The organism is Pseudomonas sp. Irchel 3H3 (assembly GCF_900187635.1).
Classification (GTDB): Bacteria; Pseudomonadota; Gammaproteobacteria; order Pseudomonadales; family Pseudomonadaceae; genus Aquipseudomonas.
The window spans coordinates 79,704-106,184 of the sequence record NZ_FYEC01000006.1 but is presented as its reverse complement, the minus strand read 5'-3'; the positions used below and the strand labels follow the sequence as shown (position 1 = coordinate 106,184).

Here is a 26,481-nt window from a genome sequence, read left to right as displayed (position 1 = left end):
AGACCAGGCCGAAGCCGATGCCCAGCTTGCGATTTACGCTCACATTGCCAAGGTTCTCGGCTAACCATCGGTACATGCTGCAGACTCCCCATTGATTCGAATTATGGAGAGTCTATCGGCCGACTAAAGAGAATCTGTAGGTGCTCCTACGATCCTGGGGATCAGAATAGGCGAGCGAGCAGTGCGGTGACTGCGGTTTCGACTCGCAGGATGCGCTCGCCGAGCTGTACCGGTTGCAGTCCGGCCTTGCCCAGCAGGTCGATTTCGTAGGGGATCCAGCCGCCTTCCGGGCCGATGGCCAGGGTCACGGGCTCGGTCAGCCCGCGAGGGCAGGGCGGGTGGTTGCCGGGGTGACCGACCAGCCCGAGGGTGCCCTCGACGATGGCCGGCAGGCGGTCTTCGACGAAGGGCTTGAAGCGTTTTTCGATGACGATTTCCGGCAGCACGCTGTCGCGGGCCTGCTCCAGGCCGAGGATCAATTGTTCGCGAATCGCCTCGGGCTCGAGGAAGGGGGTCTGCCAGAAGCTCTTTTCGACCCGGTAGCTGTTGACCAGCACCACCTTGGGCACGCCCATGGTGGCCACGGTCTGGAACACCCGGCGCAGCATCTTCGGCCGAGGCAGGGCGAGGATCAGGGTCAGGGGCAGCTTGGCCGGCGGTGGCTGGTCAAGGCTGACCTGCAACTCGGCTTCGCCGGGTTCCAGGCGCAGCACTTGGGCCGCACCCATCAGCCCGCCGATGCGTCCGACGCGCAAGCTGTCACCGACTTCGCAGCGGTGCACTTCCTGCATGTGGGTCAAGCGCCGATCGCGCAGCACGACCCGGTCGGGCGCAATGAAATCGGCCTCTTCGAGGAGCAGCAGGTTCACGGTTGGGTCGCTGGCGGCTGGTCGTTGTGATCGTCAGCCGGCTGGTCGTCCGGATGCTCGCCACGTTTGCTGATCAGGCTGCCGAACAGGATGCCGATCTCGAACAGCATCCACATCGGCACGGCCAGCAGGGTCTGGGAGAAGATGTCCGGCGGGGTGAGGATCATGCCCACCACGAAGCAACCGATGATCACGTACGGGCGGATCTTGCGCAGGTACTTGACGTCGACCACGCCGATCCATACCAGCAGGACCACGGCCACCGGGATCTCGAACGCCACGCCAAAGGCGAAGAACAGCGTCATGACGAAATCCAGGTAACTGGTGATGTCGGTCATCATCTCCACGCCGGCCGGGGTGGCAGCGGCGAAGAACTTGAAGATCAGCGGGAACACCAGGAAGTAGGCGAACGCCATGCCGGCATAGAACAGCACGATGCTCGACACCAGCAATGGCACGGCAATGCGTTTCTCGTGCTTGTACAGGCCCGGTGCGATGAAGCCCCAGATCTGATGCAGGATCACCGGGATCGCCAGGAACAGCGAGACCATCATGGTCAGCTTCAATGGCGTCAGGAAGGGCGACGAGACGTCGGTGGCGATCATCGTCGCACCCGCCGGCAAGTACGCCCGCAGCGGTGTCGAGACGAAGGTGTAGATCTGCTGGGTGAAGGCAAACAGCCCGGCGAAGATCAGGAAGATCGCCGCGACACAGCGCAGCAGGCGGGTACGCAACTCGGTGAGGTGCGAGACCAGCGGCATGTGTTGGTCGTTCTCTGGAATATCGCTCATGGGGCTCGCGGCGCCGGTGTTGGGTCGTGGGGAGCAGGCGCAGCGGTGGCCGCCGGCTCGGTGACAGGTGCGCTGACGGTGGCCGCTGCTGGCTCGACTGCCGCGGTGCTCACCGCTGGGGCAGGCGTGGCTGGGGAGATCGGCGTTTCAGTTGGCGTCGGCTGCTGCTGGAGCGGATTGAGGATTTTGCGCGCCTCCTGCTCCAGCGACAGAATGTGCTCGTTGTGCAATTGCCGACGGATTTCGTCGGCACCGATTTCACGCTCAACTTCCTGTTTGATCGCGTTGAAGCTGCGCTTCAGGCGCCCGACCCACAGGCCGGCGGTGCGCGCAGCGCCCGGCAGGCGCTCGGGGCCCAGCACCAGCAGGGCAACGAGGCCGACAAGCAGCAGTTCAGAGAAGCTGATACCAAACATTAGTCTGTGCTCACGAGTCTTTGCGGGTCGGCTCTTCGACTTTCTGGGCCTGCACGTCAATGGTGTGCGGCTCGTTCAGGGTCGAAGCCTGTGGCTGCACGGGCGGTGCTGGCTGTGCGGTCGGTGGCACCACCGGTTCGGCGGGTTTTTCGTCATCGTTCATGGCCTTGCGAAAGCCCTTGATCGATTCGCCAACGTCGGTGCCGAGGTTTTTCAGTTTCTTGGTGCCGAATACCAGCACTACCACCACCAGAATGACGACCCAGTGTTTCCAGTCAAAAATGCCCATCTTGCTGCTCCTCTCTAATCGTTATTCAGTTGGCTGGACGCGAGGCTTTCTCGTCGTGCCCGGACAGGCCGAAGCGGCGGTCCAGTTCGTCGAGTACCGCCTGCGGATGCTGCCCTAACTGGGCCAGCATGACCATGCTATGGAACCACAGGTCGGCGGTTTCGTAGATGACATCGCTGCAATCTCCGCTGACGGCGGCGTCTTTGGCGGCAATGATGGTCTCGACCGACTCTTCGCCGACTTTCTCCAGAATCTTGTTCAGGCCCTTGTGGTAAAGGCTGGCGACATAGGAGCTGTCGGCGGCGGCGCCTTTACGCTCTTCCAGCACCTGGGCCAGGCGGGTCAGGGTGTCACTCATGGCTGTGTCCTGCAGAGTAAATGGCGTGCGGGTCCTTGAGCACCGGGTCGACGGTTTTCCAGTCGCCGTTCTCGAATACGCGGTAGAAGCAGCTTTGGCGCCCGGTATGACAGGCGATGTCGCCGATCTGCTCGACCATCAGGATGATCACGTCGGCGTCGCAGTCCAGGCGCATCTCATGCAGGGTCTGCACGTGGCCGGACTCTTCGCCCTTGCGCCACAGCTTGCCACGCGAGCGTGACCAGTAGATGGCGCGGTTCTCGGCAGCGCTGAGCTCCAGTGCTTCGCGGTTCATCCAGGCCATCATCAGCACGCGCCCGGTCTTGTGGTCCTGGGCGATCGCCGGCACCAGGCCGTCACTGTCCCATTTGATCTCGTCCAGCCAGTTTTTCATCTTCGATTCCTGAAAGCAGCTACAAGCTTTGAGCTTCAAGCTGCAAGTAAAAGCCTGTGCCTTGTGCTTGCGTCATGTGTACACCACGAATTTGCTTGCAGCTTGCAGCTTGCAGCTTGCAGCTTGCAGCTTGCAGCTGTTCTGGCTCAGTGTGCCAGCCGACAACCCGGCTGGCTATCGGCGAACGACCAGATACAAACCCACCGCGAGCATAATTGCGCCCGGCCAGTGGCCCAGTTCGTTCAGCGGACCACCGGCCAGCAGGATCGCACCGCCGGCCAGGTGGGCGGCACCGAGCAGGCGCAGGAACCAGTCGTCCGAGCGCCGATGCCAGGCCACGGGCGGGTTGGCGGCGTGGGGTTGGGTCATGCGTTCGAGCAGGTCGCGGGTCATGTTGGCCAGGTGCGGCAGCTGCTCGACCTGGTTGTGCAGGTTGCCCAGCAGGGTTTTCGGGCTGACGCGTTCGCGCATCCAGCGTTCGAGGAACGGCTGGGCGGTGTTCCACAGGTCCAGGTCCGGGTACAGCTGGCGGCCCAGGCCTTCGATGTTGAGCAGGGTCTTTTGCAGCAGGACCAACTGCGGCTGGACTTCCATATTGAAGCGCCGAGCCGTCTGGAACAGGCGCATCAGCACCTGGCCGAAGGAAATATCTTTTAACGGTTTTTCGAAGATCGGTTCGCATACCGTGCGGATCGCCGCTTCGAATTCGTTGAGTTTGGTTTCCGCCGGTACCCAGCCCGAGTCGATGTGCAATTGGGCGACACGTCGGTAATCGCGCTTGAAGAAGGCGAACAGGTTGCGCGCCAGGTAGTCCTGGTCTTCCGGGGTCAGGCTGCCGACAATGCCGCAATCGATGGCAATGTACTGCGGGCTCCACGGGTTGACCGTGCTGACGAAGATGTTGCCCGGGTGCATGTCGGCATGGAAGAAGCTGTCACGGAACACCTGGGTGAAGAAGATCTCCACGCCGCGTTCGGCGAGCATCTTCATATCGGTGCGCTGGTCGGCCAGGGTTGCCAGGTCGGTGACCTGGACCCCGTAGATGCGCTCCATCACCAGTACTTTTGGCCGGCACCAGTCCCAGTAGACCTGGGGCACGTACAGCAGGGGCGAGCCGTCGAAGTTACGCTTGAGTTGGCTGGCGTTGGCCGCTTCACGCAGCAGGTCGAGTTCGTCGTAGATGGTTTTTTCGTAGTCCTGGACCACGTCCACCGGGTGCAGCAGGCGCGCATCGGCGGAGAGTTTTTCCGCGGTGCGGGCGAGGATGAACAGCCACGCCAGGTCTTGCGCGATGATCGGTTTGAGGCCTGGGCGAATGACCTTGACCACCACCTCTTCGCCGCTTTTCAGCTGCGCGGCATGCACCTGGGCTACCGAGGCCGAGGCCAGGGGCTCGATGTCGAAGCGGCTGAACACCTCGCTGATCTTTTTCCCCAGTTGCTCTTCGATCAGCTTGACGGCCAGTTGCGAGTCGAAGGGTGGTACTCGGTCCTGCAGCAGCATCAGCTCATCGGCGATGTCTTCGGGCAGCAGGTCGCGGCGAGTGGAGAGGATCTGCCCGAACTTGATGAAGATCGGCCCCAGGTCCTGCAGGGCCAAACGCAGGCGCGCGCCCCGGCTCAGTTCCAGGGTCTTGCGCGGGAACCAGCGCCACGGCAGGGCATAACGCAGCGCCAGGAGGAACCAGGGCAACGGCAGGGCGAACAGCAGGTCATCGAGGCGGTAGCGGATCACGACGCGCTGGATGCGCAACAGACGGCGGACGGCGAGCAGCTTCATGCGTTATCGCTTGAGTCGAGGGATCGGGAAAGACGCTCCAAGCGCGCCTCAAGACGTTCCAGATCGAGTTTGATCTGGTCCAGCTCACTGAACCGCGCTTCGGCTTCGCGTTGCCCGACCAGGGTACGCGACTCTTCGGCGAGGTATTCGGCCAGGTTCTGGTTCAGGCTGGTGAAGCCTTGTTGATACCAGCGCGCGCGGCTGCGCAGGTGGCCGCCGAGCAGTTGCGTGGCGACTGGGCCCAGCCAGCGTGCGAGTTCGTACTCCCAGTCCAGCTCCAGGTCCTGCAGCACGCCAGCCAGCTCCAGCAGCACGCCGCTGTCACCGTCCAGCTCTACTTGCGGGCTGTGCAGCACTGCGGTCTTGTCCTTGCTGATGGCCAGCTTGAGCAAGCTGGCCGCCGGTGCGCGCAGGGTGCAATCGGCTTCGGCTGCCCAGTGGGCCGCCAGCATCAGGCCCTCATCGCTGGGCAGGATGAACAGCTGCAACGCCGGGCTGCGGCACTCGACGGCAATGACCTTGCCGTTCAAATGGGCCAGGCGCGGCAGCGCCGTGCTGTCGAGCCGCAGGACCCGGTTCAGGCCGAGTTCGACGCTGGCGAGCAGGCCGGCGAGCAACATCAGGGCTTGATGCCGCGGTGCAGGGCAACGATGCCTGAGGTCATGTTGTGGTAGGTCACGCGGTCGAAACCGGCCTCGACCATCATCGACTTCAGGGTTTCCTGGTTCGGGTGCATGCGGATCGACTCGGCCAGGTAGCGATAGCTTTCCGGATCATTGAGGATCAGTTTGCCGACCATCGGCATGAAGGCGAACGAGTAGGCGTCGTAGACCTTGGACATCAGGGCGTTGGTCGGCTTGGAGAACTCCAGCACCAGCAGGCGGCCGCCAGGCTTGAGTACACGCAGCATCGAGCGCAGGGCGTCTTCCTTGTGGGTGACGTTGCGCAGGCCGAAGGCGATGGTCACGCAATCGAAGTGGTTGTCTGGGAACGGCAGCTTTTCCGCGTCGGCCTGGACGAACTCGATGTTGCCGGCCACGCCTTTGTCCAACAGGCGGTCACGACCGACCTTGAGCATGGATTCGTTGATGTCGGCCAGCACTACCTGGCCGGTCGGGCCGACCAGATGGGAGAACTTGGCAGCCAGGTCACCGGTACCGCCGGCGATGTCCAGGACCCGATTGCCTGCGCGCACACCCGACAGCTCAATGGTGAAGCGCTTCCACAGGCGGTGCATGCCGCCGGACAGCACGTCGTTCATCAGGTCGTACTTGGCCGCTACCGAGTGGAACACCTCAGCGACTTTTTCCGCTTTCTGGCTTTGCGGAACGTTTTTAAAGCCGAAGTGTGTGGTGGGTTCGGCATCGCTGCCTTTGCGCTGATCAGTCATATCGCCGTCACCAAAAGAGAATGCGCGACATTCTAATCCCCAGGGCCTGCTTTGTCTTGGCAAGGCTGAATGTAAGATAGGCAACCGCCGGGACCTTTTGACGCAGTCGGGGTCAAGATGTCTTGAGCAAGTCCCGATCAATCAGGAGTCAATCAATGGCCCGTATTAGTGTTGAACGTGCCCACGGCCTGGGCAAGGAAGCGGCGCGCGAGAAGGCCGATAAACTGGCCGAGAAGCTGGCTGCACAGTATGGCCTGGAGCCCAAATGGGCGGGCGATACCCTCAATCTCAAGCGCTCGGGGGTCAAGGGCGCAGTGCATGTGGGTGAGGATTCGATCCGGGTCGATGTCGAGCTCGGCCTGCTGATGTCGGCGATGAGCGGGACCATCAAGGCGGAAATCGAAAAAGCCCTGGATAAAGCCCTGGTCTGATTGTGAAGTATCCAGCATCGATGCGGCCTGACACGCCGCCATCGCGGGCAAGCCCGCTCCCACAAAGATTGTGGGTGTATGCAAAATCAGTGAGCACCCAAGGCGCACTGTGGGAGCGGGCTTGCCCGCGATGAGGCCGGTCCATTCAACATCGATAGTGCCTGACCCACCGCCATCGCGGGCAAGCCCGCTCCCACAAAGATTGTGGGTGTATGCAAAATCAGCGAGCACCCAAGGCGCACTGTGGGAGCGGGCTTGCCTGCGATGAGGCCGGTCCATTCAACATCGATAGTGCCTGACACGCCGCCATCGCGGGCAAGCCCGCTCCCACAAAGATTGTGGGTGTATGCAAAATCAGCGAGCACCCAAGGCGCACTGTGGGAGCGGGCTTGCCCGCGATGAGGCCGTTCCATTCAACATCGATAGTGCTTGATCCACCGTCATCGCGGGCAAGCCCGCTCCCACAAAGATTGTGGGTGTATGCAAAATCAGCGAGCACCCAAGGCGCACTGTGGGAGCGGGCTTGCCCGCGATGAGGCCGGTCCATTCAACATCGATAGTGCCTGACCCACCGCCATCGCGGGCAAGCCCGCTCCCACAAAGATTGTGGGTGTATGCAAAATCTGGTGTATCCATCGGTTTGTGTCGGTTCTTAGGGTGCCGTTTCTAATTTTTCTACCTACCTTGTGCCTGAGCCCGACTCTTTTGCGGGCAGTTCCTCAAACCTTCTGCGCGTGAGGTGCACCATGGCCAAAGTTACTTTGAAGAAAAAAACTGACGTTCAACCTGCCCCGGTGAACGAAGTGAAATCCTATGCCCGCAAGATCTGGCTGGCAGGCCTGGGTGCCTACGCCAAGGTCGGTCAAGAGGGCAGCGAATACGTTCAAGAGTTGATCAAGGCTGGTCAATCTGTTGAAAAGAAAGGCAAAAAAGTTGTTACGGAACAACTTGAAGCGGCCAACACTCAGATTGATAACGTCAAGGGTGATGTAGTCAGTCTCAAGGACCGCGTTGAAGTGCAGCTTGATAAAGTCGAGAAGGCTTTTGATACGCGTGTCGCCAGTGCCTTGAATCGTGTCGGCATTGCGTCTAAACATGACGTTGAGACACTCTCTGCTAAGCTCGATGAGCTAACGGCATTGCTCGAACGTGTCGCGCGTAAACATTAAGGAGAACGGGATGGCTGGTAAAAAGAATACTGAAAAAGAAGGCAGCTCGTGGATCGGGAAGGTCGAAGACTACTCCCGCAAAATCTGGCTTGCTGGTTTAGGCGTGTACTCGAAGATCGACACTGACGGTAGCAAGCTCTTCGATACACTGGTCAAGGATGGCGAGAAAGCCGAGAAGCTCACCAAGAGCGCTGTCGGTAAAAAAGTCGACGCCGCCAAGGACTCCGCTTCTTCGGCCAAGTCGCGCATCAGTGGGGTCAAGGATCGCGCGCTGGGCAAATGGGACGAACTGGAAGGGGCTTTCGACAAGCGCCTGAACAGTGCCATTTCGCGCCTCGGCGTGCCGAGCCGCAACGAAGTGAAAGCCCTGCACAGCAAGGTCGATACCCTGACCAAGCAAATCGAAAAACTCACCGGCGCCAAGGTTGCCCCCGTAGCGGCCAAAACCGCAGCGGCCAAACCGGCAGCCGCCAAGACTGCAGCCAAGCCATTGGCCAAGGCTGCAGCTAAACCGGCTGCCAAGCCAGCCGCCAAGCCCGCCGCGAAAACCGCAGCTGCCAAGCCTGCCGCGGCCAAGCCCGCCGCCAAACCGGTTGCCGCCAAAGCCGCTGCCAAGCCCGCCGCCAAACCTGCGGTGAAAGCTGCAGCAGCGAAACCTGCCGCCAAACCCGCAGCCGCGAAAAAGCCGGTAGCCAAGAAGCCTGCAGCCCCCAAAGCTGCCGCACCGAAAGCCCCAGCGGTCGCTGCCAAGCCGGCCACTGCGGCTGCTGCGGTCAGCCCGGCGAACTCCGCCGCCGCGCCAGCACCTGCTGCGACCCCGACTGCTACGCCAGCACCTTCGGCGCCAACCAGTCAGTCCTGATATTCCCGGGACAGACAAAAACGCCCGGCCTGCGAAGGTCGGGCGTTTTTGTTTGCGCGAATCGGCATCCAGCCCTTACGCCTGGCCTTCGAGGTATTGCAGCGCCAGGCGCTCGGTGGCGAGCTTGGCCGGCGGCAGCAGGTGGGGGGCGACCAGCATCATGATCTGGTAGACCACCACCCGCACTTCACCTTCACGGTCGAGAATTCGCTGGTAGTCCAGGGAGAACAGTAGGGTCATGGTGATCTGTTCGACCAGTTGGCCCAGGGCCTGGGTGTCGCTGACCAGTTGGCCTTCGGCCTTGAGCCGGGCGAGCAGCGAGGCCAGGGTGCGCTTGATGGCATTGAGCAGGTTGCGGATGCCCTTGGCCAGTTTCGGCAGGCGTCCGGCCAGGTTCGACAGGTCCTGGAACAGAAAGCGGTAGTGCGCCAGGCGCTCGATGATCAGGTGCAGGAACAGCCAGTAGTCTTCCGGCGCCAGCCGGGCGTCCGACGGCGGATCGAGCAGCGGCGTCAGTTCACTCTGGAAACGTTCGAACAACCCCAGGATCAACGGCTCCTTGCCGTGGAAGTGGTAGTAGAGGTTGCCGGGGCTGATCCCCATTTCGTTGGCAACTTCCATGGTCGAGACGTTGGGTTCGCCCTTCTGGTTGAACAACAACAGGGCACATTCGAGAATCCGGTCGCGGGTTTTCATCCAGTCTTCTTAGTTGTCGAGCCTTGATTGCCACGGCCTGTTCCCGGCCGTGGCGTCGAGAAAAATCAGCGCACCCGTACGTAGGTACCGGGCGCCGCCTCCATGGGTGGGTAGTGCTGATTGCCCAGGGCCATCAGGGTTTCCCGTTGGGCGCCGGAGCGCTCCTGGATCCAGGCAAGCCATTGGGTCCACCAACTGCCGTCGACATGGCTGGCGTCGTAGTACCAGGCCCGAGGGTCGCTGGTCAGCTTTTCACTTTCGACGTAGTTGGCCTTGGGGTTGCCCGGCGGGTTGAGGATGCTCTGCACGTGACCGCTGTTGGACAACACGAAGCGGCGGTTGCCGCCAAGTAGGAGCGTGGAGCGGTACACCGCATCCCAGGGCGTGATGTGATCGTTGATCCCGGCCACGCTGAAGCTGTCGACGTTGACCTTCTGCAGGTCGATCGGCGTACCGCACACTTCGAGGCCGCCCGGATGGGTCAGCGGGTTGTGTTTGAAGAAGTCCAGCAGGTCGCCGTGAAAGGCGGCCGGCAGGCGCGTGTTGTCGTTGTTCCAGTAGAGGATGTCGAACGCGGGCGGCTCCTTGCCCAGCAGGTAGTTGTTGACCCAGTAGTTCCAGATCAGGTCGTTGGGGCGCATCCAGGCAAACACCTTGGCCATGTCGCGGCCTTCGAGCACACCTTGCTGGTAGGAGCGTCGCTTGGCCGCTTCCAGGGTCTGCTCGTCGGCGAACAGAGTGGCGGGGCTGTCCAACTGGCTGTCGAGCAGGCTGACCAGGTAAGTGGCGCTGGAGATGCGCCGCAGTTGCCGCTTGGCTTGCAGGTGGCCCTGCAGCGCAGCGATGGTCAGGCCGCCGGCGCAGGCGCCCATCAGGTTGACTTCGCGGCTGCCGGTGATGGCCCGGCACACGTTCATGGCTTCTTCCACGGCCTCGACGTAGCTGGACAGGCCCCATTCGCGGTGGCGCACATCCGGGTTGCGCCAACTGATCATGTACACCTGCAGGCCGTTTTTCAGGGCGAACTGGACGAAGCTGTTGCTGGGGCTCAAGTCAAAGATGTAGTACTTGTTGATCTGCGGCGGAACCACCAGCAACGGCTTGGCGTACTGCTTTTCGCTCATGGGCTTGTATTGCATCAGCTCCAGCAGTTCATTGCGAAACACCACCGCGCCGGTGGTGGTGGCAACGGTCTTGCCGACCTCGAAGGCGTGCTTGGTGATCTGGCTGGGCAGCCCGTTGTTGTGCATCAGGTCATCGAACAGATGGCTCAGGCCGCGGACCAGGCTGTGGCCGCCGGAGTTGAACAGCTCCTTGATCGCCAGCGGGTTGAGCAGGGTGTTGGAGGGCGATACCGCATCGTTGAGCAAGGTGAAGGCAAAGTGCGCGCGGGCGCGATCGTCATCGGGCATGCCGCTTTCGTCGATCCAGCGTTTGACCTGTTTCTGCCAGCTCAGGTAGGCCTGCAGGCTGCGTCGGTAAAACGGATTGAGGGTCCAGCTGGGGTCGGCAAAACGAGTGTCGGCGGCGTTGGGTTGGTGCAGGGTCTCACCCAGCAACACGCGGCCCAGTTGGCCACCCAGTGCCAGGGCGTGCCGGGCACTGTGTACCGGGTGGCGCAAGCCGTGGGCGGCGACGTTGCGCAAGGTCGAGAGCAGGTCCCGGCCGCGCAGACCGGTGATCGCACTCTGGGCATTGATGAATGCAGCGGCTGTGGGCAAGGTGCCCGGCGCTGGTTTGTCTCGCATGAGTCAACACTCCTTCGTCAAGCCGTGAACAAGTCCCTCATTCCCGCCAGCGCACCTCAGGTGCCGCCATAGGGTGCCGGGTGCGGGTGCATCACCGCCCGCTGCCGTTCTTCCTGGAGGAACTTCATGATGATCGGGGCGACGGCCTCGGCCCGGGTGATCAGGAATAAATGACCGTCGTCGATTATGTGTAGCTGGGCGTTGGGAATACGCCAGGCGAGCAGGCGCATATTGACCAGTGGGATCAGCGGGTCGTCGTCACCGGCCAGCACCAGGGTCGGCTGGTGGATCTTGTGCAGCCAGTGGATGCTGGTCCAGCCCAGCCCCGCGAAGAGCTGCCAGTAGTAGCCCAGCTTGCCGGCGGAGCGGACTTTGCTGGCGTGGTCGGCGGCGAGGTTAGGGTCACGGCGAAATGAGCCACCGTAGATCATCGGCGCAATGCGAATCACGTGGGATGGTTGGATATAACGCCGTGGGCTGGCCATCATCCACAGCACTTTCGGCTTGCCCGGCACCATCACCGCGCCGGCCGCCGTGGCCGCCAATACCAGCTTCTTGCAGCGCTCGGGGTAGTCATGGGCGAACTGCTGCGCCAGGGCGCCGCCCCAGGACACGCCGATCACGTTGACTTGGCCGTAGTCGAGGTAATCGAGCATCCGTGCGGTCAGCTTGGCCAGCCCGGGAAAGCGATACGGCCGGCGCGGCGTCGATGAACCGCCGACACCGGGCACGTCGAAGGCAATCACTTCCAGGTCCGGGTCCAGCGCCTGGACGAACGGAAACACCAGCTCCAGGTTGGCGCCGATGCCGTTGAAAATCAGCAAGGGCGTCAAGTGAGGCTTGCCGGGGCGTACCGCAGTTCGGAGGGTCTGGCCATCCAGGTCGACGGTACGAAAGATGAACGGTTGCGGCATGCTTCAAGCCCTGTGGGTCACGTTCTCAAATTCATCCTCGGCACCTTGTAGGAGCGGGCTTGCCCGCGATAGCGGAGGATCAGTCAGCGCATTGGCTGAAGCTGCTGCCGTCATCGCGGGCAAGCCCGCTCCTACAAGGGGGCGAGGTGTGTCAGTTATCGTTCGTGTACGTAGGTCCCTGGTGCTGCTTCACCCGCGGTAAAGGTCTTGTTGCCGAGTGCGCCCGGGGCTTTTTTCAGCTTGCCGGCGCGCTCGGCCTGCCAGGCCTGCCAGTGCAGCCACCAGGAGTCGGTGTGCTTGGTCGAGTTTTCTTGCCACTGATCAGCGTTCGATGCCGTCTCGGTGCTGGTCATGTAGCGCGATTTCGGGTTGCCCGGCGGGTTCAGGATGCTCTGGATATGGCCGCTGCTGGACAGCACGAATTCGACCTTGCCACCAAACAGCTGGGCCGACTTGTAGCAGGACTTCCACGGGGTGATGTGGTCGTTGGTGCCGGCCAGGGAATAGACATCGGCCGTGACCTGCTTGAGGTCGATGGGCGTGCCGCACACTTCCAGTGCATTGGGGCGGATTAGTGGGTTGCTTTTGAACATTTCGATCAGGTCGCCGTGGAACGCGGCCGGCAGGCGGGTGGTGTCGTTGTTCCAGAACAGGATGTCGAATATCGGCGGTTCGTTGCCCAGCAGGTAGTTGTTGACCCAGTAGTTCCAGATCAGGTCGTTGGGGCGCATCCAGGCGAAGACCTTCGCCATGTCCCGACCCTCAAGCACCCCGGCCTGGTAGGAGTGGCGCTTGGCGGACTCCAGGGTCTGCTCGTCGACGAACAGCGCCACCTGGGAGTCCAGGGTGGTGTCCAGGACGCTGACCAGCAGGGTCAGGGAGTTGACCTTCTTCTCGCCGATCGCCGCGTAGTGGCCGAGCAGGGCGGTGCAGGTGATGCCGCCGGAGCAGGCGCCCAGCATGTTGATGTCTTTGCTGCCGGTGATCGCGGTGACCACGTCGACCGCTTCCTTGAGCGCCTCGATGTAGGTCGACAGGCCCCACTCGCGTTGCGCCTTGGTCGGGTTACGCCAACTGACGATGAAGGTCTGCAGGTTGTTGCGCAGGCAGAAGCGCGCCAGGCTTTTTTCCGGGCTCAGGTCGAATACGTAGAATTTGTTGATCTGCGGCGGTACCACCAGCAGGGGGCGCTCGTGAACCTGTTCGGTGATGGGCCGGTACTGGATCAGCTCCAGCACGTCGTTGCGAAAAATCACCGCACCTTCGGTGGTGCCCAGGCTCTTGCCGACTTCGAAGGCGCCCATGTTGACCTGGCTCGGCATGCCACCGTTGTGTACCAGGTCCTTGGCCAGGTGGGAGAGGCCGTCGAGCAGGCTCTTGCCGCCGGTCTCGAAGAAGCGTTTGACGGCAGCGGGGTTGGCCGCGCTGTTGGTCGGGGCCATGGCTTCGGTCATCAGGTTGATGACGAAGTGCCCGCGGTTGATGTCCTGCTCCGACAGGTTGCTGTCGCCGATCCAGTCGTGGAGCTCCTTGCGCCAGGCCAGGTAAGTTTGCAGGTAACGTTTGTAGAGCGGGTTCTGGCTCCAGGCCGGATCGTTGAAGCGACGGTCATCGCCTTCGGGTTGCAACTCGGATTTGCCGAACATCACGTTCTTCAGCTCGAGGCCGAAATGGGCCACGTGCTTGACGCTGTGAATGGGTTGTTTGATGGCCTGGGTCAGCACCATGCGGGCAGAGGTAAGCAGATCTTTGCGACGCAAGCCGATGACAGGATTGAGCCCCAAGGTGTTTTCCGAGGCTTGGCGTTTCAGGTCATCGTTATTCTTGTTACTCATCTACGACGCTCCATTGTCCTGAGACGAGTACCTGAGTCCTGCTGTGTAGTCACACAGCCAATGCCAGGTACTACTGCTCGGGTGACCGTTAATTGCACATCGCTGATTTTTTACATCAGGGAGCGCTGCACAGAACTTGCCAGCTCCATTGGTTACCCGAGTTTAATTTTTTTCGCAAGCGGGCCAATGGAGGGTCCTGGGCGGGAGCATTCAAGCAGATGAAATTAGAAAATGCCTTCTAATGAGCGTAAGCCCCGGTCTAGAGCATCAGCTTGACTACGGACTCACTCGGATCGCGGGACTTTCCGGCGGCTTTGAGTTCACCAAGATAATCTTCCCAGAGGGCGTCCTGGCGCTGTGCCAACTGGTAGAGGTAATCCCAGGTGAAGAGGCCGCTGTCGTGGCCGTCGTCGAAGGTCAGTTTCAGTGCGTACTGGCCGGCCGGTTCGACCTTGCTCAGTCCTACGCCGATCTTGCCAAATTGCAGGATGGGTTTGCCATGGCCCTGGACCTCGGCGGAGGGGGAGTGCACCCGAAGGAACTCGGCGCTCAGTTGATATTCCTCGCCGGAGGGATATTTGAGCGACAGGGTTTTCGAGGCTTTGTGCAGCTTGATATCGGTGGGAAGCTGAAGCATGGGAAGGACCTTGGGCGGCAAGCTACAAGCTGCAAGCTTAACTCGATCAGCTTGTAGCTTGTAGCTTGTGGCTTACAGAATATAGCGGGACAGGTCTTCGTTTTGCGCCAATTCGCCCAGGTGGCTGTTGACGTAGTCGGCGTCGATGCGGATCGGCTGGTCGCTGTGGGCGCTGGCCAGGTCGCCGGCACTGAACGAAACCTCTTCGAGCAGGCGCTCGAGCAGGGTGTGCAGGCGACGGGCACCGATGTTCTCGGTCTTCTCGTTGACCTGCCAGGCGATCTCGGCCAGGCGCTTGATGCCGTCCGGCTGGAACTCGATGGCCAGGCCTTCGGTTTTCAGCAGGGCGCAATACTGCTCGGTCAGGGATGCGTGCGGCTCGCTGAGGATACGCTCGAAGTCTTCCGGCGACAGGGCCTTGAGTTCAACGCGGATCGGCAGGCGGCCTTGCAGTTCAGGCACCAGGTCGCTCGGCTTGCTCAGGTGGAATGCACCGGAGGCGATAAACAGGATGTGGTCGGTCTTGACCATGCCCAGCTTGGTGTTGACTGTGCAGCCTTCGATCAGCGGCAGCAGGTCGCGCTGTACACCTTCGCGGGAGACGTCGACGCCACCGGAATTGCCGCGCTTGGCGACCTTGTCGATTTCGTCGATGAACACGATGCCGTGCTGCTCGACCGCTTCCAGGGCCTTGGCCTTGAGTTCCTCGTCATTGACCAGGCGGCCGGCTTCTTCGTCGCGGACCAGCTTGAGCGCTTCCTTGACCTTGAGCTTGCGGTTCTTGCGCTTGCCCTTGCCCATGTTGGCGAACAGGCTCTGCAGCTGGTTGGTCATTTCTTCCATGCCCGGTGGCGCGGAGATATCGACGCCCGCGGCTTCGGCGACTTCGATTTCGATCTCCTTGTCATCCAGCTGGCCTTCGCGCAGGCGCTTGCGGAACAGTTGGCGGGTGTTGGAGTCCTGGGCCGGGGCTTCTTCGTTGTTGAAGCCGGTGCGTGCCGGTGGCAACAGGGCATCGAGGATGCGCTCTTCGGCGGCGTCTTCGGCGCGGTGACGAACCTTGATCATTTCCTGTTCGCGCAGCAGCTTGATAGCGGCATCGGCCAGGTCACGAATGATCGACTCGACGTCGCGGCCAACGTAGCCGACTTCGGTGAACTTGGTGGCTTCGACCTTGATGAACGGTGCGTTGGCGAGCTTGGCCAGGCGCCGGGCGATTTCGGTTTTGCCGACACCGGTCGGGCCGATCATCAGGATGTTCTTGGGGGTGACTTCGACGCGCAGTTCTTCGGGCAGTTGCATCCGGCGCCAGCGGTTGCGCAGGGCGATGGCGACGGCGCGCTTGGCGTCGTCCTGGCCGATGATATGGCGATTGAGTTCGTGGACGATTTCACGGGGAGTCATGGACATAATAATTGGCGGACCTCAGGCAAGAGTGAGCGGTGGCGCGCAGCCACGCACGCTTACTCGGCGCAGTCCTGCTCCTCAATGGTCTGGGTGTGGTTGGTGAAGACACAGATGTCGCCGGCGATGCCGAGGGCGGTTTCGACGATTTCCCGGGCCGACAGGTCGGTTTTTTTCAGCAGGGCGCTGGCTGCCGCCTGGGCGTAACCACCGCCGGAACCCATGGCGATCAGGCCGTTCTCGGGTTCAACCACATCGCCATTGCCGGTGATAATCAGCGAGGCGTCTTTGTTGGCGACCGCGAGCATTGCTTCGAGGCGGCTCAGGGAGCGGTCGGTACGCCATTCTTTGGCGAGCTCGACCGCGGCACGGACCAGGTGGCCCTGATGTTTTTCCAGTTGGCCTTCAAAACGTTCGAAGAGGGTAAAGGCGTCGGCGGTGGCGCCAGCGAAACCGGCGATAACCTGGCCGTGGTACAGGCGACGAACTTTTTTCGCGTTGCCTTTCATCACGGTGTTGCCCAGGGAAACCTGGCCGTCGCCGCCCATGACGACTTTGCCGTGGCGGCGAACTGAAACGATGGTGGTCAAGGGAAGAGTCTCCACGCAGCGGGGCGAAAATGCCTTATGCCAACTCATATGGGGGTGCTGTGGCGTTTTTCAACTGCGCGGCGGTAGAGGGGACGAGTGGTGGTGGGTCGCAGGTCATCCTGGTGGGAGCGAGCCTGCTCGCGAAAGCGTTGTATCAGTCGCCATCAATGTTGACTGAATGTAGGCCTTCGCGAGCAGGCGGAGCGCCGTCCGACTTGCTCCCACAGGAGGGGGGTTGATCGTGCTGTCAGCGGCTCTGGCGTTGTTGTAACAACAGATTGCTGAAACCGCTGCCCGCCAATTGTTTCTGGGCGGTGGTCAATTGTTCGCGGTTGCTGAACGGGCCGACCAGCACGCGGTACCAGGTTTCGTCCTTGACCGTGCCGGACTCGACCGAAACCGCCTGGCCGAGCAGGATGATCTGTGCACGGACCCGGTCGGCGTCGGCTTCCTTGCGGAACGAGCCGGCCTGCAGGAAGAACTTGGTCACCGGGGCCGCCTTGGCCACCGGAGGCGCAGGCGGTGGGGTCAGGCCGCTCAAGGCTGCCTGGGCGCGCGCGGTGTCGATCTTCGCCGCTTCTGCCGGCGTAACCGGTGCCACGGGCGCGGTCTGCGGTGTTGGCAGGGTTTTTTCAGGCACGGCGTCCGGCGGCACAATCACTTCCGATTCCGGCAGCAGGGTGTAGAAGTCGTACTTGGGCTTCACCGGTTGCTGTGGGCTCGGCGGGGTCTTGTTGGCCTCGGCCATGCGCGTGGCTTTCTGTTCTTCCTGCTTGACCCGCTTGACGTCATCGCCCTTGCCCGGCTCCAGCTTCATCAGGAACACGATGAAGGCGCCCACGGTCAGGCCGATGGCCATCCATAGCCAACCCGGAATCGGCTGTTTTGCAGGAGCTTGGTAACGGCTGGCGCCACGCTTGGGTGCAGGTTTTTTCTTGGCAGCCAACTTACATACGCTCCAGTGTTTCCAGGCCCAAGAGTTCCAGGCCTTGCTTGAGGGTGCGACCGGTCAGCGCGGCGAGGCGCAAGCGGCTCTGCATCTGTGCCGGGGTTTCGGCGCTGAGGATCGGGCAGTTCTCGTAGAAGCTGGAGAACAGCCCGGCAACGTCGTACAGGTAAGTGCAAAGGATGTGCGGCGTGCCTTTCTCGGCGACGTTGTTCAGCACTTCACCGAACTGCGCCAGCTTGGCTGCCAGTTCGTGTTCGTGCGCGGCCTCGAGGACGATCTGCCCTTGGACTTCGCTGAAATCCTTGCCCAGTTTGCGGAACACGCCAGCCACGCGGGTGTAGGCGTACAGCAGGTAAGGCGCGGTATTGCCTTCGAAATTGAGCATCAGGTCGAAGTTGAAGCTGTAGTCGCTGGTGCGGTGCTTGGACAGGTCGGCGTATTTCACCGCACCGATGCCCACCACCTTGGCGATGTTGCGCAGGTCGGCCTCGGCCAGCTCCGGGTTCTTTTCCTTGACCAGGGTGTAGGCGCGCTCCTTGGCTTCGTTGAGCAGGTCGATCAGCTTCACGGTGCCGCCATCACGGGTCTTGAACGGACGGCCATCAGCGCCGTTCATGGTGCCGAAGCCCATGTGTTCCATTTCCATTGGATGGGTCACGAAGCCGGCCATGCGTGCCACGGCGAATACTTGCTGGAAGTGCAGGGCCTGGCGCTGGTCGACGAAGTACAGGGCGCGGTCGGCCTTGAGCACGCCGCTGCGGTAGCGCACGGCGGCCAGGTCAGTGGTGGCGTACAGGTAGCCGCCATCGGCCTTGACGATAATCACCGGCAGCGGGTCGCCGTCGGCATTCTTGAATTCGTCGAGGAACACGCACTGGGCGCCGTTGCTCTCGACCAGCATGCCTTTGGCCTTGAGGTCGTTGACCACATTGATCAAGTCGTCGTTGTAGGCGCTTTCGCCCATGACGTCGGCCATGGTCAGCTTGACGTTCAGTTGTTCGTAGATTTTCTGGCAGTGCGACAGCGAGATGTCCTTGAACTTGGTCCACAGGGCCAGGCATTCCGGGTCGCCGGCTTGCAGCTTGACCACCAGGCCACGGGCGCGGTCGGCGAACTCTGCGGATTCGTCGAAACGTTGCTTGGCGGCGCGGTAGAAGTTCTCCAGGTCCGACAGCTCGTCGCTGGTGATCGGGTTTTCCTGCAGGTAGGCCATCAGCATGCCGAACTGAGTGCCCCAGTCGCCCACGTGGTTCTGGCGGATCACGGTGTCGCCGAGGAACTCCAGCACGCGGGCCACGCCGTCGCCGATGATGGTCGAGCGCAAGTGGCCAACGTGCATCTCTTTGGCCAGGTTCGGGGCCGACAGGTCAACCACGGTGCGCTGCACGGGACCGGCCTTGCGCACGCCGACTTTGGCGTCGGCCAGGGCCGCATCCAGGCGCGATGCCAGGGCCTGGGTGTTCTGGAAGAAATTGAGGAACCCCGGGCCGGCGATTTCTGTCTTGCTGACGTTTTCGTCGGCCGGCAGGGCGGCAATGATTTTTTCCGCCAGGTCGCGGGGTTTCATGCCGGCCGGCTTGGCCAGCATCATGGCGATGTTGCTGGCGAAGTCACCGTGGGTCTTGTCACGGGAGTTCTCCACCTGAATCGCCGGCGTCAGGCCTTCAGGCAACACACCGTCGGTAACGAGTTGGGTGAGGGCTTGCTGGATCAACTGGCGAATGGTGTCTTTCATGGTCTTCTCTTTCAACCGCAAAGCGGCGGCGCGTCAATGCGCAGGTGGAAAAACTGGACATTATCCGTTGCGAAGTCGGGCTTGCCAACCTTAGCAGGCCGGTTACGGATATGTGGTGACAAATCGGCTGCCATGGCGGGCAGACGACTTGTAGGCGGTCAATACAAATCGACGGGGTCGACATCCAGCGACCAGCGCACCGCGCGTGCGCTGGGCATCTGCTCCAGCACCAGTAGCCAGCTGCTTAACAGTCGATGCAGGGGCGCTCGGGCCGTGGCTTGCAGCAGCAGTTGCGCGCGATAGCGTCCGGCGCGGCGTTCCATCGGTGCGGGCACCGGGCCCAGCAGCTCGATGCCGCCGAGGTTCTGCTCGGCCAGCAACCGCTCCGCCTCGCTGCAGGCCTCGTCGAGGAAACCTTCGGCCTGCCCGGGCTTGTGCGCTTCGGCGCGCAGCAATGCCAGGTGGGCAAAAGGCGGCAGCCCCGCGGCGCGGCGTTCGCTCAGGGCCTGTTCGGCAAAGGCGAAGTAGCCCTGCTCGGTCAGTTGCACCAGCAACGGATGGTCCGCCAGGTGGGTCTGGATGATCACCTTGCCCGGTTCTTCGGCCCGCCCGGCGCGTCCGGCAACCTGGACAATCAACTGGGCCATGCGCTCGCTGGCGCGGAAGTCACCGGAAAACAGGCCGCCGTCGGCATCGAGAATCGACACCAGGGTGACGCGGGGAAAGTGGTGTCCCTTGGCGAGCATCTGGGTGCCGACCAGAATGCACGGCTGGCCTTTCTGGATGGTGGCGAACAGTTGGTTCATCGCGTCCTTGCGCGACGTACTGTCGCGGTCGACCCGCAGCACCGGAAAGTCGGGGAATAGGATGCCCAGGCGTTCCTCGGCGCGTTCGGTGCCGGCACCCACTGGGCGCAAGTCGACTTTGCCGCACTTGGGGCAATGCCGCGGGACGCGTTCGACATAACCACAATGGTGGCAGCGCAGCTCGCCGGAGCGTTGGTGCACGGTCATCCGTGCATCGCAGCGCTGGCATTCGGACATCCAGCCACAATCGTGGCACAGCAGGGTTGGGGCAAAGCCGCGGCGATTGAGAAACACCAACACTTGCTGGCCGGCGGCGAGGGTCTGGCCAATGGCTTGTTGCATCGGCCCGGAAATGCCGCTGTCCAGCGGACGGCTTTTCACATCCAGGCGCAGGAAGCGCGGCTGTTTTGCGCCGCCGGCACGCTCGTTCAGGCGCAGCAGGCCGTAACGACCGGTGTAGGCGTTGTGCAGGCTTTCCAGGGACGGCGTCGCGGAGCCAAGGACGATCGGAATGTTTTCCTGGCGGGCTCGCACCAGTGCCAGGTCGCGGGCGTGGTAGCGCAAGCCTTCCTGCTGTTTATAGGAGCCGTCGTGCTCTTCATCGATGATGATCAGGCCAGGGTTCTTCATGGGCGTGAACAATGCCGAGCGAGTGCCGATAATAATGTCGGCATCGCCGTCGCGGGCGGCCAGCCAGGCCTCCAGGCGCTCGCGGTCGTTGACTGCCGAGTGCACCAGGGCGATTCGCGCATTAAAACGCTGCTCGAAGCGCGCCAGGGTCTGCGGTCCGAGGTTGATCTCCGGGATCAGGACCAGCGCCTGTTTACCGGCCTCCAGGGTTTTGCGGATCAGTTGCAAATACACTTCGGTCTTGCCGCTGCCCGTCACGCCGGCCAGGAGAAAGGCATGGAAACTGTCCAGGCCAGCGCTGACGGCTTCGTAGGCGGCGCGCTGCTCCGGATTCAAAGGCAGTTCCGGCTGGGCCAGCCAGTGTTCGTGACGCTCGCCGGGGGCGTGCTTGCGGATCTCCACCTGCACCAGTTCCTTGGCCAGCAGCAGGTCGAGGCTGTCCTTGCTCAGCATCAGCTTGCTCAACAACTGATGGGCCACGCCGTGGGGATGCTGGGCCAGGGTCGCCAGGGCTTCGCGCTGGCGCGGGGCGCGAGCGATGCGCGGGTCGTCGAGCCTGGCCCCGGGGCTGATCGACCAGAAGCGCTCCTGGCGCGCCTCGGCCAGTTCGCCCTGGCGCAGCAGGACCGGCAAGGCCCAGCTCAGGGTGTCGCCGAGGCTGTGCTGGTAGTACTGGGAGGTCCACAGGCACAGCTTGAACAATGACGCCGGCAGCGGTGGCGTGGCATCCAGCAGCGCGAGGGCCGGCTTGAGCTTTTCTGCCGGGACTTCGCTGTGGTCGGTGACCTCCACCAGGATGCCGATCATCTCGCGCCGGCCGAACGGTACCCGCAGGCGCATCCCAGGGTGCAACTGCGCCCGCAGCACGCCCGCCGGGGCGCGGTAATCGAACAGGCGGCGCAAGGGCGAAGGCAGGGCGAGGCGCAGGATGGCGTCGGGCACGCGGGGGATTCTCTATAGGGCGGGCGGTGAAGAAGGGCCGGAGCCTAGCAGACGGTCGGCATCAGGGACAGCTTGCGTGATTTGGAAGGTCTGGTAGAATCCGCGGCCTAATTACGTGCGGTATTCAACAATGGTGTTGAGTGGCGGCACGCTAGCCTGAGGAATCACCATGAAAGCCGATATCCATCCAACATACGAAATCACCGCAGTTACCTGCAGCTGTGGCAACAAGTTCGAAACTCGTTCGAACCTGGCCAAGCCTCTGGCGATCGACGTATGCAACGAGTGCCACCCGTTCTACACCGGTAAGCAGAAGACTCTGGATACTGGCGGCCGTGTACAGCGCTTCGCAGATCGCTTCGGTGCTTTCGGCGCGAAAAAGGCCTAAGGCCAATCAGCCTGGAAGGCCATTGCGGCTTTTGCAGATTGATGAAAAAGGCGTCCCTGGTGGACGCCTTTTTTTATGCCCGGGATTTGTCGCGGGGCCTGAAGAGAGCCTGTTGTGGTGCTGCCCAGTCACTTGCGGGGAGGGTTGGATAAATAATTGTAGACATTTTTTATGGCGATTGTGAACAGTTGAGCCCTTGTGTTCCGTGGCTCTTGGCCCAAAGTCGTAGGGCAGGGCGCTTGACAGGGGTGACTGGTCAGTCTTGTGGGGACTTTGCCAGGCGCGTATCCTCGCTGACCAGTCTGTCCAACAGTAAAAAGCGGAATGCCCCCATGTCTGATCTGAAAACTGCCGCTCTCGAATATCATGCCCATCCTCGTCCAGGGAAGCTGAGTGTCGAGCTCACCAAGGCCACCGCTACCGCTCGCGACCTGTCGCTGGCCTACAGCCCCGGCGTAGCCGAACCAGTTCGCGAAATCGCCCGCGATCCTGAACTGGCCTACAAGTACACCGGTAAAGGCAACCTGGTTGCAGTGATTTCCGATGGCACCGCGATTCTCGGCCTGGGTAACCTCGGTCCATTGGCTTCCAAGCCAGTCATGGAAGGCAAGGGTGTACTGTTCAAGCGTTTCGCTGGTATCGACGTGTTCGACATCGAAGTCGACTCCGAGAGCCCGCAAGCCTTCATCGACACTGTCAGGCGCATCTCCATCACTTTCGGTGGCATCAACCTGGAAGACATCAAGGCCCCTGAGTGCTTTGAGATCGAACGTGCTCTGATCGAGCAGTGCGATATTCCGGTGTTCCACGATGACCAGCACGGTACCGCGATCGTAACCGCGGCCGGCATGATCAATGCCCTGGAAATCGCTGGCAAGACCCTTGCCGATGCCAAGATCGTTTGCCTGGGTGCAGGCGCTGCGGCCATCTCCTGCATGAAATTGCTGGTGAGCATGGGCGCCAACATCGAAAACATCTACATGGTCGACCGTACCGGCGTGATCCACTCCGGCCGTGACGACCTGAACCAGTACAAGGCAGTCTTCGCTCACGCGACCGACAAGCGCACCCTGGCTGACGCCCTGCAAGGCGCAGACGTGTTCGTTGGCCTGTCCGGCCCGAACCTGTTGAGCGCTGAAGGCCTGAAGTCCATGGCGGCCAACCCGATCGTGTTCGCCTGCTCCAACCCTGATCCAGAGATCGCCCCGGAACTGGCGCACGCCACCCGTGACGACGTGATCATGGCCACTGGTCGTTCGGACTACCCGAACCAGGTCAACAACGTACTGGGCTTCCCGTTCATCTTCCGTGGTGCCCTGGACGTTCGCGCCAAGCGCATCAACGAAGAAATGAAAGTAGCCGCTGCCAACGCCCTGCGTGAACTGGCCAAGCTGCCTGTGCCACAGGAAGTGTGCGACGCCTACGGCGGCATCAAGCTGGAATTCGGTCGTGAGTACATCATCCCGAAACCAATGGATGCCCGCCTGATCACCGTGATCTCCGATGCCGTGGCCAAGGCCGCCATCGAGACCGGCGTAGCGACCCTGCCGTATCCGAAGAACTACCCGCTCAAGAGCGTGGATGATGTGTTCAACGGCTGAGTAGCAGTCCCATAAAAAACCCTGGCTGAAGAGCCAGGGTTTTTTTATGGGTAAGCTTCAAGCTTCAAGCTTCAAGCTTCAAGCTTCAAGCTTCAAGCTGCAAGTCAGGAGCGGCGCATCACTGCTTTTCTCTTGTAGCTCGTAGCTCGTAGCTCGTAGCTCGTAGCTCGTAGCTCGTAGCTCGCAGCTTGCACCTGCACCTCTAGAACAAATCGATCGGCGCCACTTCGTCTGCCGGCAGTGGGCTGCCCGGGGCGCTGCCGTTGCCCAGCTCGCTGCCGGTCGGAGGCGTGTCTTCGGCCTTGAACAGTTCGAAGTAGGCGCCTGGCGTGCCTGGGGAGGCGGCGCGACCGCTGACCGGGTCTACCCGCAGGCTGAGGATGCCCTCGGGCTCTGGCTGGGTGTGTGGCGGCTTGTCCTTGAGGGCGGCGCCCATGTAGCTCATCCAGATCGGCAGCGCGACGGTGCCACCGAACTCGCGCCGGCCGAGACTTTCCGGCTGGTCGAAACCGGTCCAGACAGTGGTCACGTAGTCGGCGTTGTAACCGGAGAACCAGGCGTCCTTGGACTCGTTGGTGGTGCCGGTCTTGCCCGCGAGGTCGCTACGACCCAGGGCCAGGGCGCGACGGCCGGTGCCGCGCTTGATCACGTCTTCCAGCATGCTGTTGAGGATGTAGGTGGTGCGCGGGTCGACGATACGCTCCGCGATCGCCGGTGCCTGCTCGAGTGCTGGTGCGGCCGGGGCTTCGCCTGGCGTGGCGTCGACAGTAAAGGTCTCGGCGGTCGGCGCGGCGATACCGTTGCTGGCGATATCGCCCTTGGGCACGCTCGGCGGGTTGGCGACGAACAGCGTGTCGCCATTACGGCTTTCGATCTTGTCGATGATGTACGGGGTGATCTTGTAGCCGCCGTTGGCGAACGTGCTCCAGCCGGTGGCGATCTCCATGGGCGTCAGGGTTGCGGTGCCCAGGGCCAGCGACAGGTTCGGCGGCAGGTCCTGCTTGTTGAAGCCGAAGCGGCTGATGTAATCGATGGTCTTGCTGACGCCCATCGCTTGCAGCAGGCGGATCGAGACCAGGTTGCGCGACTTGTACAGAGCTTCGCGCATGCGGATCGGGCCGAGGAAGGTGTTGGTGTCGTTCTTCGGGCGCCAGACCTTGTCCAGGTACTCGTCGACGAACACGATCGGCGCATCATTGACCAGGGTCGCTGCGGTGTAGCCGCTATCCAGCGCCGCACTGTAGACGAATGGCTTGAAGCTCGAGCCTGGCTGGCGCTTGGCCTGCATGGCGCGGTTGTAGTTGCTCTGCTCGAAAGCGAAGCCGCCGACCAGGGCGCGGATCGCACCGTTTTGCGGGTCCAGGGACACCAGTGCGCCTTGGGCGACCGGAATTTGTTTGAAATGCAGGCTGTTGTCGGGCTGGCGCTGGACGCGGATCAGGTCGCCGACCTGGGCCACATCGGACGGTTGGCGCGGATTAGGCCCCATGCTGTTGGTGTTGAGGAATGGCCGGGCCCATTTCATGCTGTCCCAGGCCACGTGCTCTGCGCCGGTGCGGGTCAGCACCTGCAAGCCATTCTTGTCGACCTCGGTGACGATGGCCGGCTCAAGGCTGCTGATGGTGCGCTGCTTGGTCAGCTCGCTGGCCCAGGCGTCGGGCGTCTTGCCTGGAAGGCGGGATTCGGGGCCGCGGTAGCCGTGACGCTGGTCGTAGGTGATGAGGCCTTCATGCACGGCAGTGTTGGCCATTTCCTGAAGGTTGCTCGGCACGGTCGTGGTGACCCGGAAACCTTCGGTGTAGGCGTCGCTGCCGTAGCGTCCGACCATTTCGGCGCGGGCCATTTCGGCGATGTAGGGGGCGTTCACTTCCGGAGTCGGCACGTGGTAGCTGGCATTGAGCGGCTCATTGACCGCAGCTTGGTACGCCGCCTCGTCGATTTTGCCGAGCTTGTACATGCGCCCCAGGATCCAGTCGCGACGTTCCTTGCTGCGCGCCGGGTTGGCCAGCGGGTTGAAGCGCGAAGGGGCCTTGGGCAGGCCGGCAATCATCGCCATCTGCGCCAGGCTGACGTCGCGGATCGACTTGCCGTAATACACCTGCGCCGCCGCCTCGATGCCGTAGGCGCGGTTACCCAGGTAGATCTTGTTGACGTAGAGCTCGAGGATCTCGTCCTTGGTCAGCTGACGCTCGATTTGCAGGGCCAGGAGGATCTCGGTGGTCTTGCGCGAGAAGCTGCGTTCGCTGGTCAGGAAGAAGTTCTTCGCCACCTGCATGGTGATGGTGCTGCCGCCGGACTGGATGTGTCCGCTTTTTACCAACTGCGTGGCGGCACGCATCAGGCTGCTCGGGTCGACGCCGTAGTGATTGGCGAAGTTGTCGTCTTCAGCACTTAGTAACGCATTAATGAAATTGGGTGGAATGTCGGCGAAACGTATGGGATTGCGGCGCATCTCGCCGAATTCTGCGATCAGTTTGCCGTCGCTGCTGTAGACCCGCAATGGAATCTGCAACTGGATACTTCGCAGTGCCTCCACTGACGGCAGTCCGGGACTAAGGTAAAGAAACGCCCCGCTCAGACCCAGCAGCAGTCCGCAGAAAACAGCGACGATGGACCACCCGAAAAATTTCAGCAGACGAATCAAGGCTTTTGGATATCCAGGGCAAAGAATGAATTTGGCGTCAGGGCATTCAGGGAAAACAAGGAGCGGCCTGCGCTTGAAGAAAGCGGAAAAAAACGCTGGGCATTATAAGCATTTTTCCGCTTAAAGCGCATTTGGCCACGCTGTCAAGACGTTGCGATTGCCTGCAAGGCCGGCAAAGCACGCGTAACTCACGGAAAGTCATAGGGAATTGACT

The 26,481-nt window shown here is 61.8% G+C and carries 25 protein-coding genes; 5 read left to right on the top strand and 20 right to left on the bottom strand.

What is annotated here, in order from left to right; translation table 11 throughout:
- Positions 1-161: 161 nt before the first annotated feature.
- The 9 genes from CKW24_RS09365 to ubiE form a co-directional block, all read right to left on the bottom strand.
- Complete coding sequence (locus CKW24_RS09365; protein ID WP_095167300.1) at positions 162-869, bottom strand: 16S rRNA (uracil(1498)-N(3))-methyltransferase; 708 nt, start codon at positions 867-869, stop codon at positions 162-164.
- Positions 866-1,660, bottom strand: coding sequence for a twin-arginine translocase subunit TatC (tatC, locus tag CKW24_RS09360; protein WP_095167298.1), 795 nt, complete (start codon positions 1,658-1,660; stop codon positions 866-868). Before tatC ends, CKW24_RS09365 begins: the two co-directional genes overlap by 4 nt.
- Positions 1,657-2,076 (bottom strand): Sec-independent protein translocase protein TatB, encoded by a 420-nt coding sequence (gene tatB / locus CKW24_RS09355; protein ID WP_095167297.1) that lies wholly within the window; start codon positions 2,074-2,076, stop codon positions 1,657-1,659. The genes tatC and tatB overlap by 4 nt, the downstream gene beginning before the upstream one ends.
- A 10-nt stretch (positions 2,077-2,086) precedes the next feature.
- Complete coding sequence (locus tag CKW24_RS09350) at positions 2,087-2,365, bottom strand: twin-arginine translocase TatA/TatE family subunit (protein WP_095167295.1); 279 nt, start codon at positions 2,363-2,365, stop codon at positions 2,087-2,089.
- A gap of 25 nt (positions 2,366-2,390) precedes the next feature.
- Complete coding sequence (locus CKW24_RS09345; RefSeq protein WP_095167293.1) at positions 2,391-2,723, bottom strand: phosphoribosyl-ATP diphosphatase; 333 nt, start codon at positions 2,721-2,723, stop codon at positions 2,391-2,393.
- Positions 2,716-3,117 carry a phosphoribosyl-AMP cyclohydrolase gene (gene hisI / locus CKW24_RS09340; RefSeq protein ID WP_095167291.1) on the bottom strand — a complete coding sequence of 134 codons (402 nt, stop codon included), beginning with the start codon at positions 3,115-3,117 and terminating at the stop codon, positions 2,716-2,718. The genes CKW24_RS09345 and hisI overlap by 8 nt, the downstream gene beginning before the upstream one ends.
- Before the next feature lie 174 nt (positions 3,118-3,291).
- Entirely contained in the window at positions 3,292-4,896 is a 1,605-nt protein-coding gene (gene ubiB, locus CKW24_RS09335; protein WP_095167289.1) for a ubiquinone biosynthesis regulatory protein kinase UbiB, read from the bottom strand.
- The gene (locus CKW24_RS09330) at positions 4,893-5,516 is read right to left on the bottom strand and encodes an SCP2 domain-containing protein (RefSeq protein WP_095167287.1); all 624 of its coding nucleotides are present in this window, start codon (positions 5,514-5,516) and stop codon (positions 4,893-4,895) included. Before CKW24_RS09330 ends, ubiB begins: the two co-directional genes overlap by 4 nt.
- Positions 5,516-6,286 carry a bifunctional demethylmenaquinone methyltransferase/2-methoxy-6-polyprenyl-1,4-benzoquinol methylase UbiE gene (ubiE, locus tag CKW24_RS09325; protein ID WP_095167285.1) on the bottom strand — a complete coding sequence of 257 codons (771 nt, stop codon included), beginning with the start codon at positions 6,284-6,286 and terminating at the stop codon, positions 5,516-5,518. The genes CKW24_RS09330 and ubiE overlap by 1 nt, the downstream gene beginning before the upstream one ends.
- A 155-nt stretch (positions 6,287-6,441) precedes the next feature.
- Between ubiE and CKW24_RS09320 the strand changes: the two genes are divergently transcribed.
- The 3 genes from CKW24_RS09320 (at position 6,442) to CKW24_RS09310 (ending at position 8,748) form a co-directional block, all read left to right on the top strand.
- Positions 6,442-6,717, top strand: a complete 276-nt coding sequence (locus CKW24_RS09320; RefSeq protein WP_095167283.1) for a polyhydroxyalkanoic acid system family protein — start codon at positions 6,442-6,444, stop codon at positions 6,715-6,717.
- Positions 6,718-7,463: 746 nt separating this feature from the next.
- Positions 7,464-7,886 (top strand): phasin family protein, encoded by a 423-nt coding sequence (locus CKW24_RS09315; RefSeq protein WP_095167281.1) that lies wholly within the window; start codon positions 7,464-7,466, stop codon positions 7,884-7,886.
- Positions 7,887-7,896: 10 nt separating this feature from the next.
- Entirely contained in the window at positions 7,897-8,748 is an 852-nt protein-coding gene (locus CKW24_RS09310; protein ID WP_095167279.1) for a phasin family protein, read from the top strand.
- Between the two features lie 75 nt (positions 8,749-8,823).
- On the opposite strand, the gene CKW24_RS09305 is transcribed toward CKW24_RS09310, so the two are convergent.
- From CKW24_RS09305 to CKW24_RS09260, 10 genes are all read right to left on the bottom strand, one after another.
- Positions 8,824-9,444: a TetR/AcrR family transcriptional regulator gene (locus tag CKW24_RS09305; RefSeq protein WP_095167277.1), complete on the bottom strand. Its 621-nt coding sequence runs from the start codon at positions 9,442-9,444 to the stop codon at positions 8,824-8,826.
- Positions 9,445-9,509: 65 nt separating this feature from the next.
- Positions 9,510-11,192: a class II poly(R)-hydroxyalkanoic acid synthase gene (gene phaC, locus CKW24_RS09300; protein ID WP_095167275.1), complete on the bottom strand. Its 1,683-nt coding sequence runs from the start codon at positions 11,190-11,192 to the stop codon at positions 9,510-9,512.
- A 56-nt stretch (positions 11,193-11,248) separates the two neighbouring features.
- Complete coding sequence (gene phaZ / locus CKW24_RS09295) at positions 11,249-12,106, bottom strand: poly(3-hydroxyalkanoate) depolymerase (RefSeq protein ID WP_095167273.1); 858 nt, start codon at positions 12,104-12,106, stop codon at positions 11,249-11,251.
- A gap of 155 nt (positions 12,107-12,261) precedes the next feature.
- Complete coding sequence (gene phaC, locus CKW24_RS09290) at positions 12,262-13,941, bottom strand: class II poly(R)-hydroxyalkanoic acid synthase (RefSeq protein WP_095167271.1); 1,680 nt, start codon at positions 13,939-13,941, stop codon at positions 12,262-12,264.
- 259 nt (positions 13,942-14,200) lie between these two features.
- The gene (locus CKW24_RS09285) at positions 14,201-14,578 is read right to left on the bottom strand and encodes a gamma-butyrobetaine hydroxylase-like domain-containing protein (RefSeq protein WP_095167269.1); all 378 of its coding nucleotides are present in this window, start codon (positions 14,576-14,578) and stop codon (positions 14,201-14,203) included.
- A 72-nt stretch (positions 14,579-14,650) separates the two neighbouring features.
- Positions 14,651-15,988: an HslU--HslV peptidase ATPase subunit gene (gene hslU, locus CKW24_RS09280; RefSeq protein WP_095167267.1), complete on the bottom strand. Its 1,338-nt coding sequence runs from the start codon at positions 15,986-15,988 to the stop codon at positions 14,651-14,653.
- 53 nt (positions 15,989-16,041) lie between these two features.
- The gene (hslV, locus tag CKW24_RS09275) at positions 16,042-16,572 is read right to left on the bottom strand and encodes an ATP-dependent protease subunit HslV (RefSeq protein WP_093425160.1); all 531 of its coding nucleotides are present in this window, start codon (positions 16,570-16,572) and stop codon (positions 16,042-16,044) included.
- A 247-nt stretch (positions 16,573-16,819) separates the two neighbouring features.
- Positions 16,820-17,518, bottom strand: a complete 699-nt coding sequence (locus CKW24_RS09270) for an SPOR domain-containing protein (RefSeq protein WP_095167265.1) — start codon at positions 17,516-17,518, stop codon at positions 16,820-16,822.
- A gap of 1 nt (position 17,519) precedes the next feature.
- A complete protein-coding gene (gene argS / locus CKW24_RS09265; protein ID WP_095167263.1) occupies positions 17,520-19,256 on the bottom strand; it encodes an arginine--tRNA ligase in 1,737 nt (578 codons plus the stop codon).
- A gap of 158 nt (positions 19,257-19,414) precedes the next feature.
- Positions 19,415-21,634 (bottom strand): primosomal protein N', encoded by a 2,220-nt coding sequence (locus CKW24_RS09260; RefSeq protein WP_095167260.1) that lies wholly within the window; start codon positions 21,632-21,634, stop codon positions 19,415-19,417.
- A gap of 169 nt (positions 21,635-21,803) precedes the next feature.
- Between CKW24_RS09260 and rpmE the strand changes: the two genes are divergently transcribed.
- Together rpmE and CKW24_RS09250 are read left to right on the top strand one after the other, a co-directional pair.
- Positions 21,804-22,022, top strand: a complete 219-nt coding sequence (gene rpmE, locus CKW24_RS09255) for a 50S ribosomal protein L31 (protein ID WP_095167258.1) — start codon at positions 21,804-21,806, stop codon at positions 22,020-22,022.
- 332 nt (positions 22,023-22,354) lie between these two features.
- Positions 22,355-23,623: a malic enzyme-like NAD(P)-binding protein gene (locus CKW24_RS09250; protein WP_095167256.1), complete on the top strand. Its 1,269-nt coding sequence runs from the start codon at positions 22,355-22,357 to the stop codon at positions 23,621-23,623.
- Positions 23,624-23,825: 202 nt separating this feature from the next.
- On the opposite strand, the gene CKW24_RS09245 is transcribed toward CKW24_RS09250, so the two are convergent.
- Positions 23,826-26,264 (bottom strand): penicillin-binding protein 1A, encoded by a 2,439-nt coding sequence (locus CKW24_RS09245; RefSeq protein ID WP_371917579.1) that lies wholly within the window; start codon positions 26,262-26,264, stop codon positions 23,826-23,828.
- Positions 26,265-26,481 lie beyond the last annotated feature (217 nt).

What these genes read in the sequence shown, in the direction of transcription:
- tatC (WP_095167298.1), bottom strand. Translation starts at nt 1,660, where the DNA reads ATGAGCGATATTCCAGAGAACGACCAACACATGCCGCTGGTCTCGCAC.
- tatB (WP_095167297.1), bottom strand. Translation starts at nt 2,076, where the DNA reads ATGTTTGGTATCAGCTTCTCTGAACTGCTGCTTGTCGGCCTCGTTGCC.
- CKW24_RS09350 (WP_095167295.1), bottom strand. Translation starts at nt 2,365, where the DNA reads ATGGGCATTTTTGACTGGAAACACTGGGTCGTCATTCTGGTGGTGGTA.
- CKW24_RS09345 (WP_095167293.1), bottom strand. Translation starts at nt 2,723, where the DNA reads ATGAGTGACACCCTGACCCGCCTGGCCCAGGTGCTGGAAGAGCGTAAA.
- hisI (WP_095167291.1), bottom strand. Translation starts at nt 3,117, where the DNA reads ATGAAAAACTGGCTGGACGAGATCAAATGGGACAGTGACGGCCTGGTG.
- ubiB (WP_095167289.1), bottom strand. Translation starts at nt 4,896, where the DNA reads ATGAAGCTGCTCGCCGTCCGCCGTCTGTTGCGCATCCAGCGCGTCGTG.
- CKW24_RS09330 (WP_095167287.1), bottom strand. Translation starts at nt 5,516, where the DNA reads ATGTTGCTCGCCGGCCTGCTCGCCAGCGTCGAACTCGGCCTGAACCGG.
- ubiE (WP_095167285.1), bottom strand. Translation starts at nt 6,286, where the DNA reads ATGACTGATCAGCGCAAAGGCAGCGATGCCGAACCCACCACACACTTC.
- CKW24_RS09320 (WP_095167283.1), top strand. Translation starts at nt 6,442, where the DNA reads ATGGCCCGTATTAGTGTTGAACGTGCCCACGGCCTGGGCAAGGAAGCG.
- CKW24_RS09315 (WP_095167281.1), top strand. Translation starts at nt 7,464, where the DNA reads ATGGCCAAAGTTACTTTGAAGAAAAAAACTGACGTTCAACCTGCCCCG.
- CKW24_RS09310 (WP_095167279.1), top strand. Translation starts at nt 7,897, where the DNA reads ATGGCTGGTAAAAAGAATACTGAAAAAGAAGGCAGCTCGTGGATCGGG.
- CKW24_RS09305 (WP_095167277.1), bottom strand. Translation starts at nt 9,444, where the DNA reads ATGAAAACCCGCGACCGGATTCTCGAATGTGCCCTGTTGTTGTTCAAC.
- phaC (WP_095167275.1), bottom strand. Translation starts at nt 11,192, where the DNA reads ATGCGAGACAAACCAGCGCCGGGCACCTTGCCCACAGCCGCTGCATTC.
- phaZ (WP_095167273.1), bottom strand. Translation starts at nt 12,106, where the DNA reads ATGCCGCAACCGTTCATCTTTCGTACCGTCGACCTGGATGGCCAGACC.
- phaC (WP_095167271.1), bottom strand. Translation starts at nt 13,941, where the DNA reads ATGAGTAACAAGAATAACGATGACCTGAAACGCCAAGCCTCGGAAAAC.
- CKW24_RS09285 (WP_095167269.1), bottom strand. Translation starts at nt 14,578, where the DNA reads ATGCTTCAGCTTCCCACCGATATCAAGCTGCACAAAGCCTCGAAAACC.
- hslU (WP_095167267.1), bottom strand. Translation starts at nt 15,988, where the DNA reads ATGTCCATGACTCCCCGTGAAATCGTCCACGAACTCAATCGCCATATC.
- argS (WP_095167263.1), bottom strand. Translation starts at nt 19,256, where the DNA reads ATGAAAGACACCATTCGCCAGTTGATCCAGCAAGCCCTCACCCAACTC.
- rpmE (WP_095167258.1), top strand. Translation starts at nt 21,804, where the DNA reads ATGAAAGCCGATATCCATCCAACATACGAAATCACCGCAGTTACCTGC.
- CKW24_RS09250 (WP_095167256.1), top strand. Translation starts at nt 22,355, where the DNA reads ATGTCTGATCTGAAAACTGCCGCTCTCGAATATCATGCCCATCCTCGT.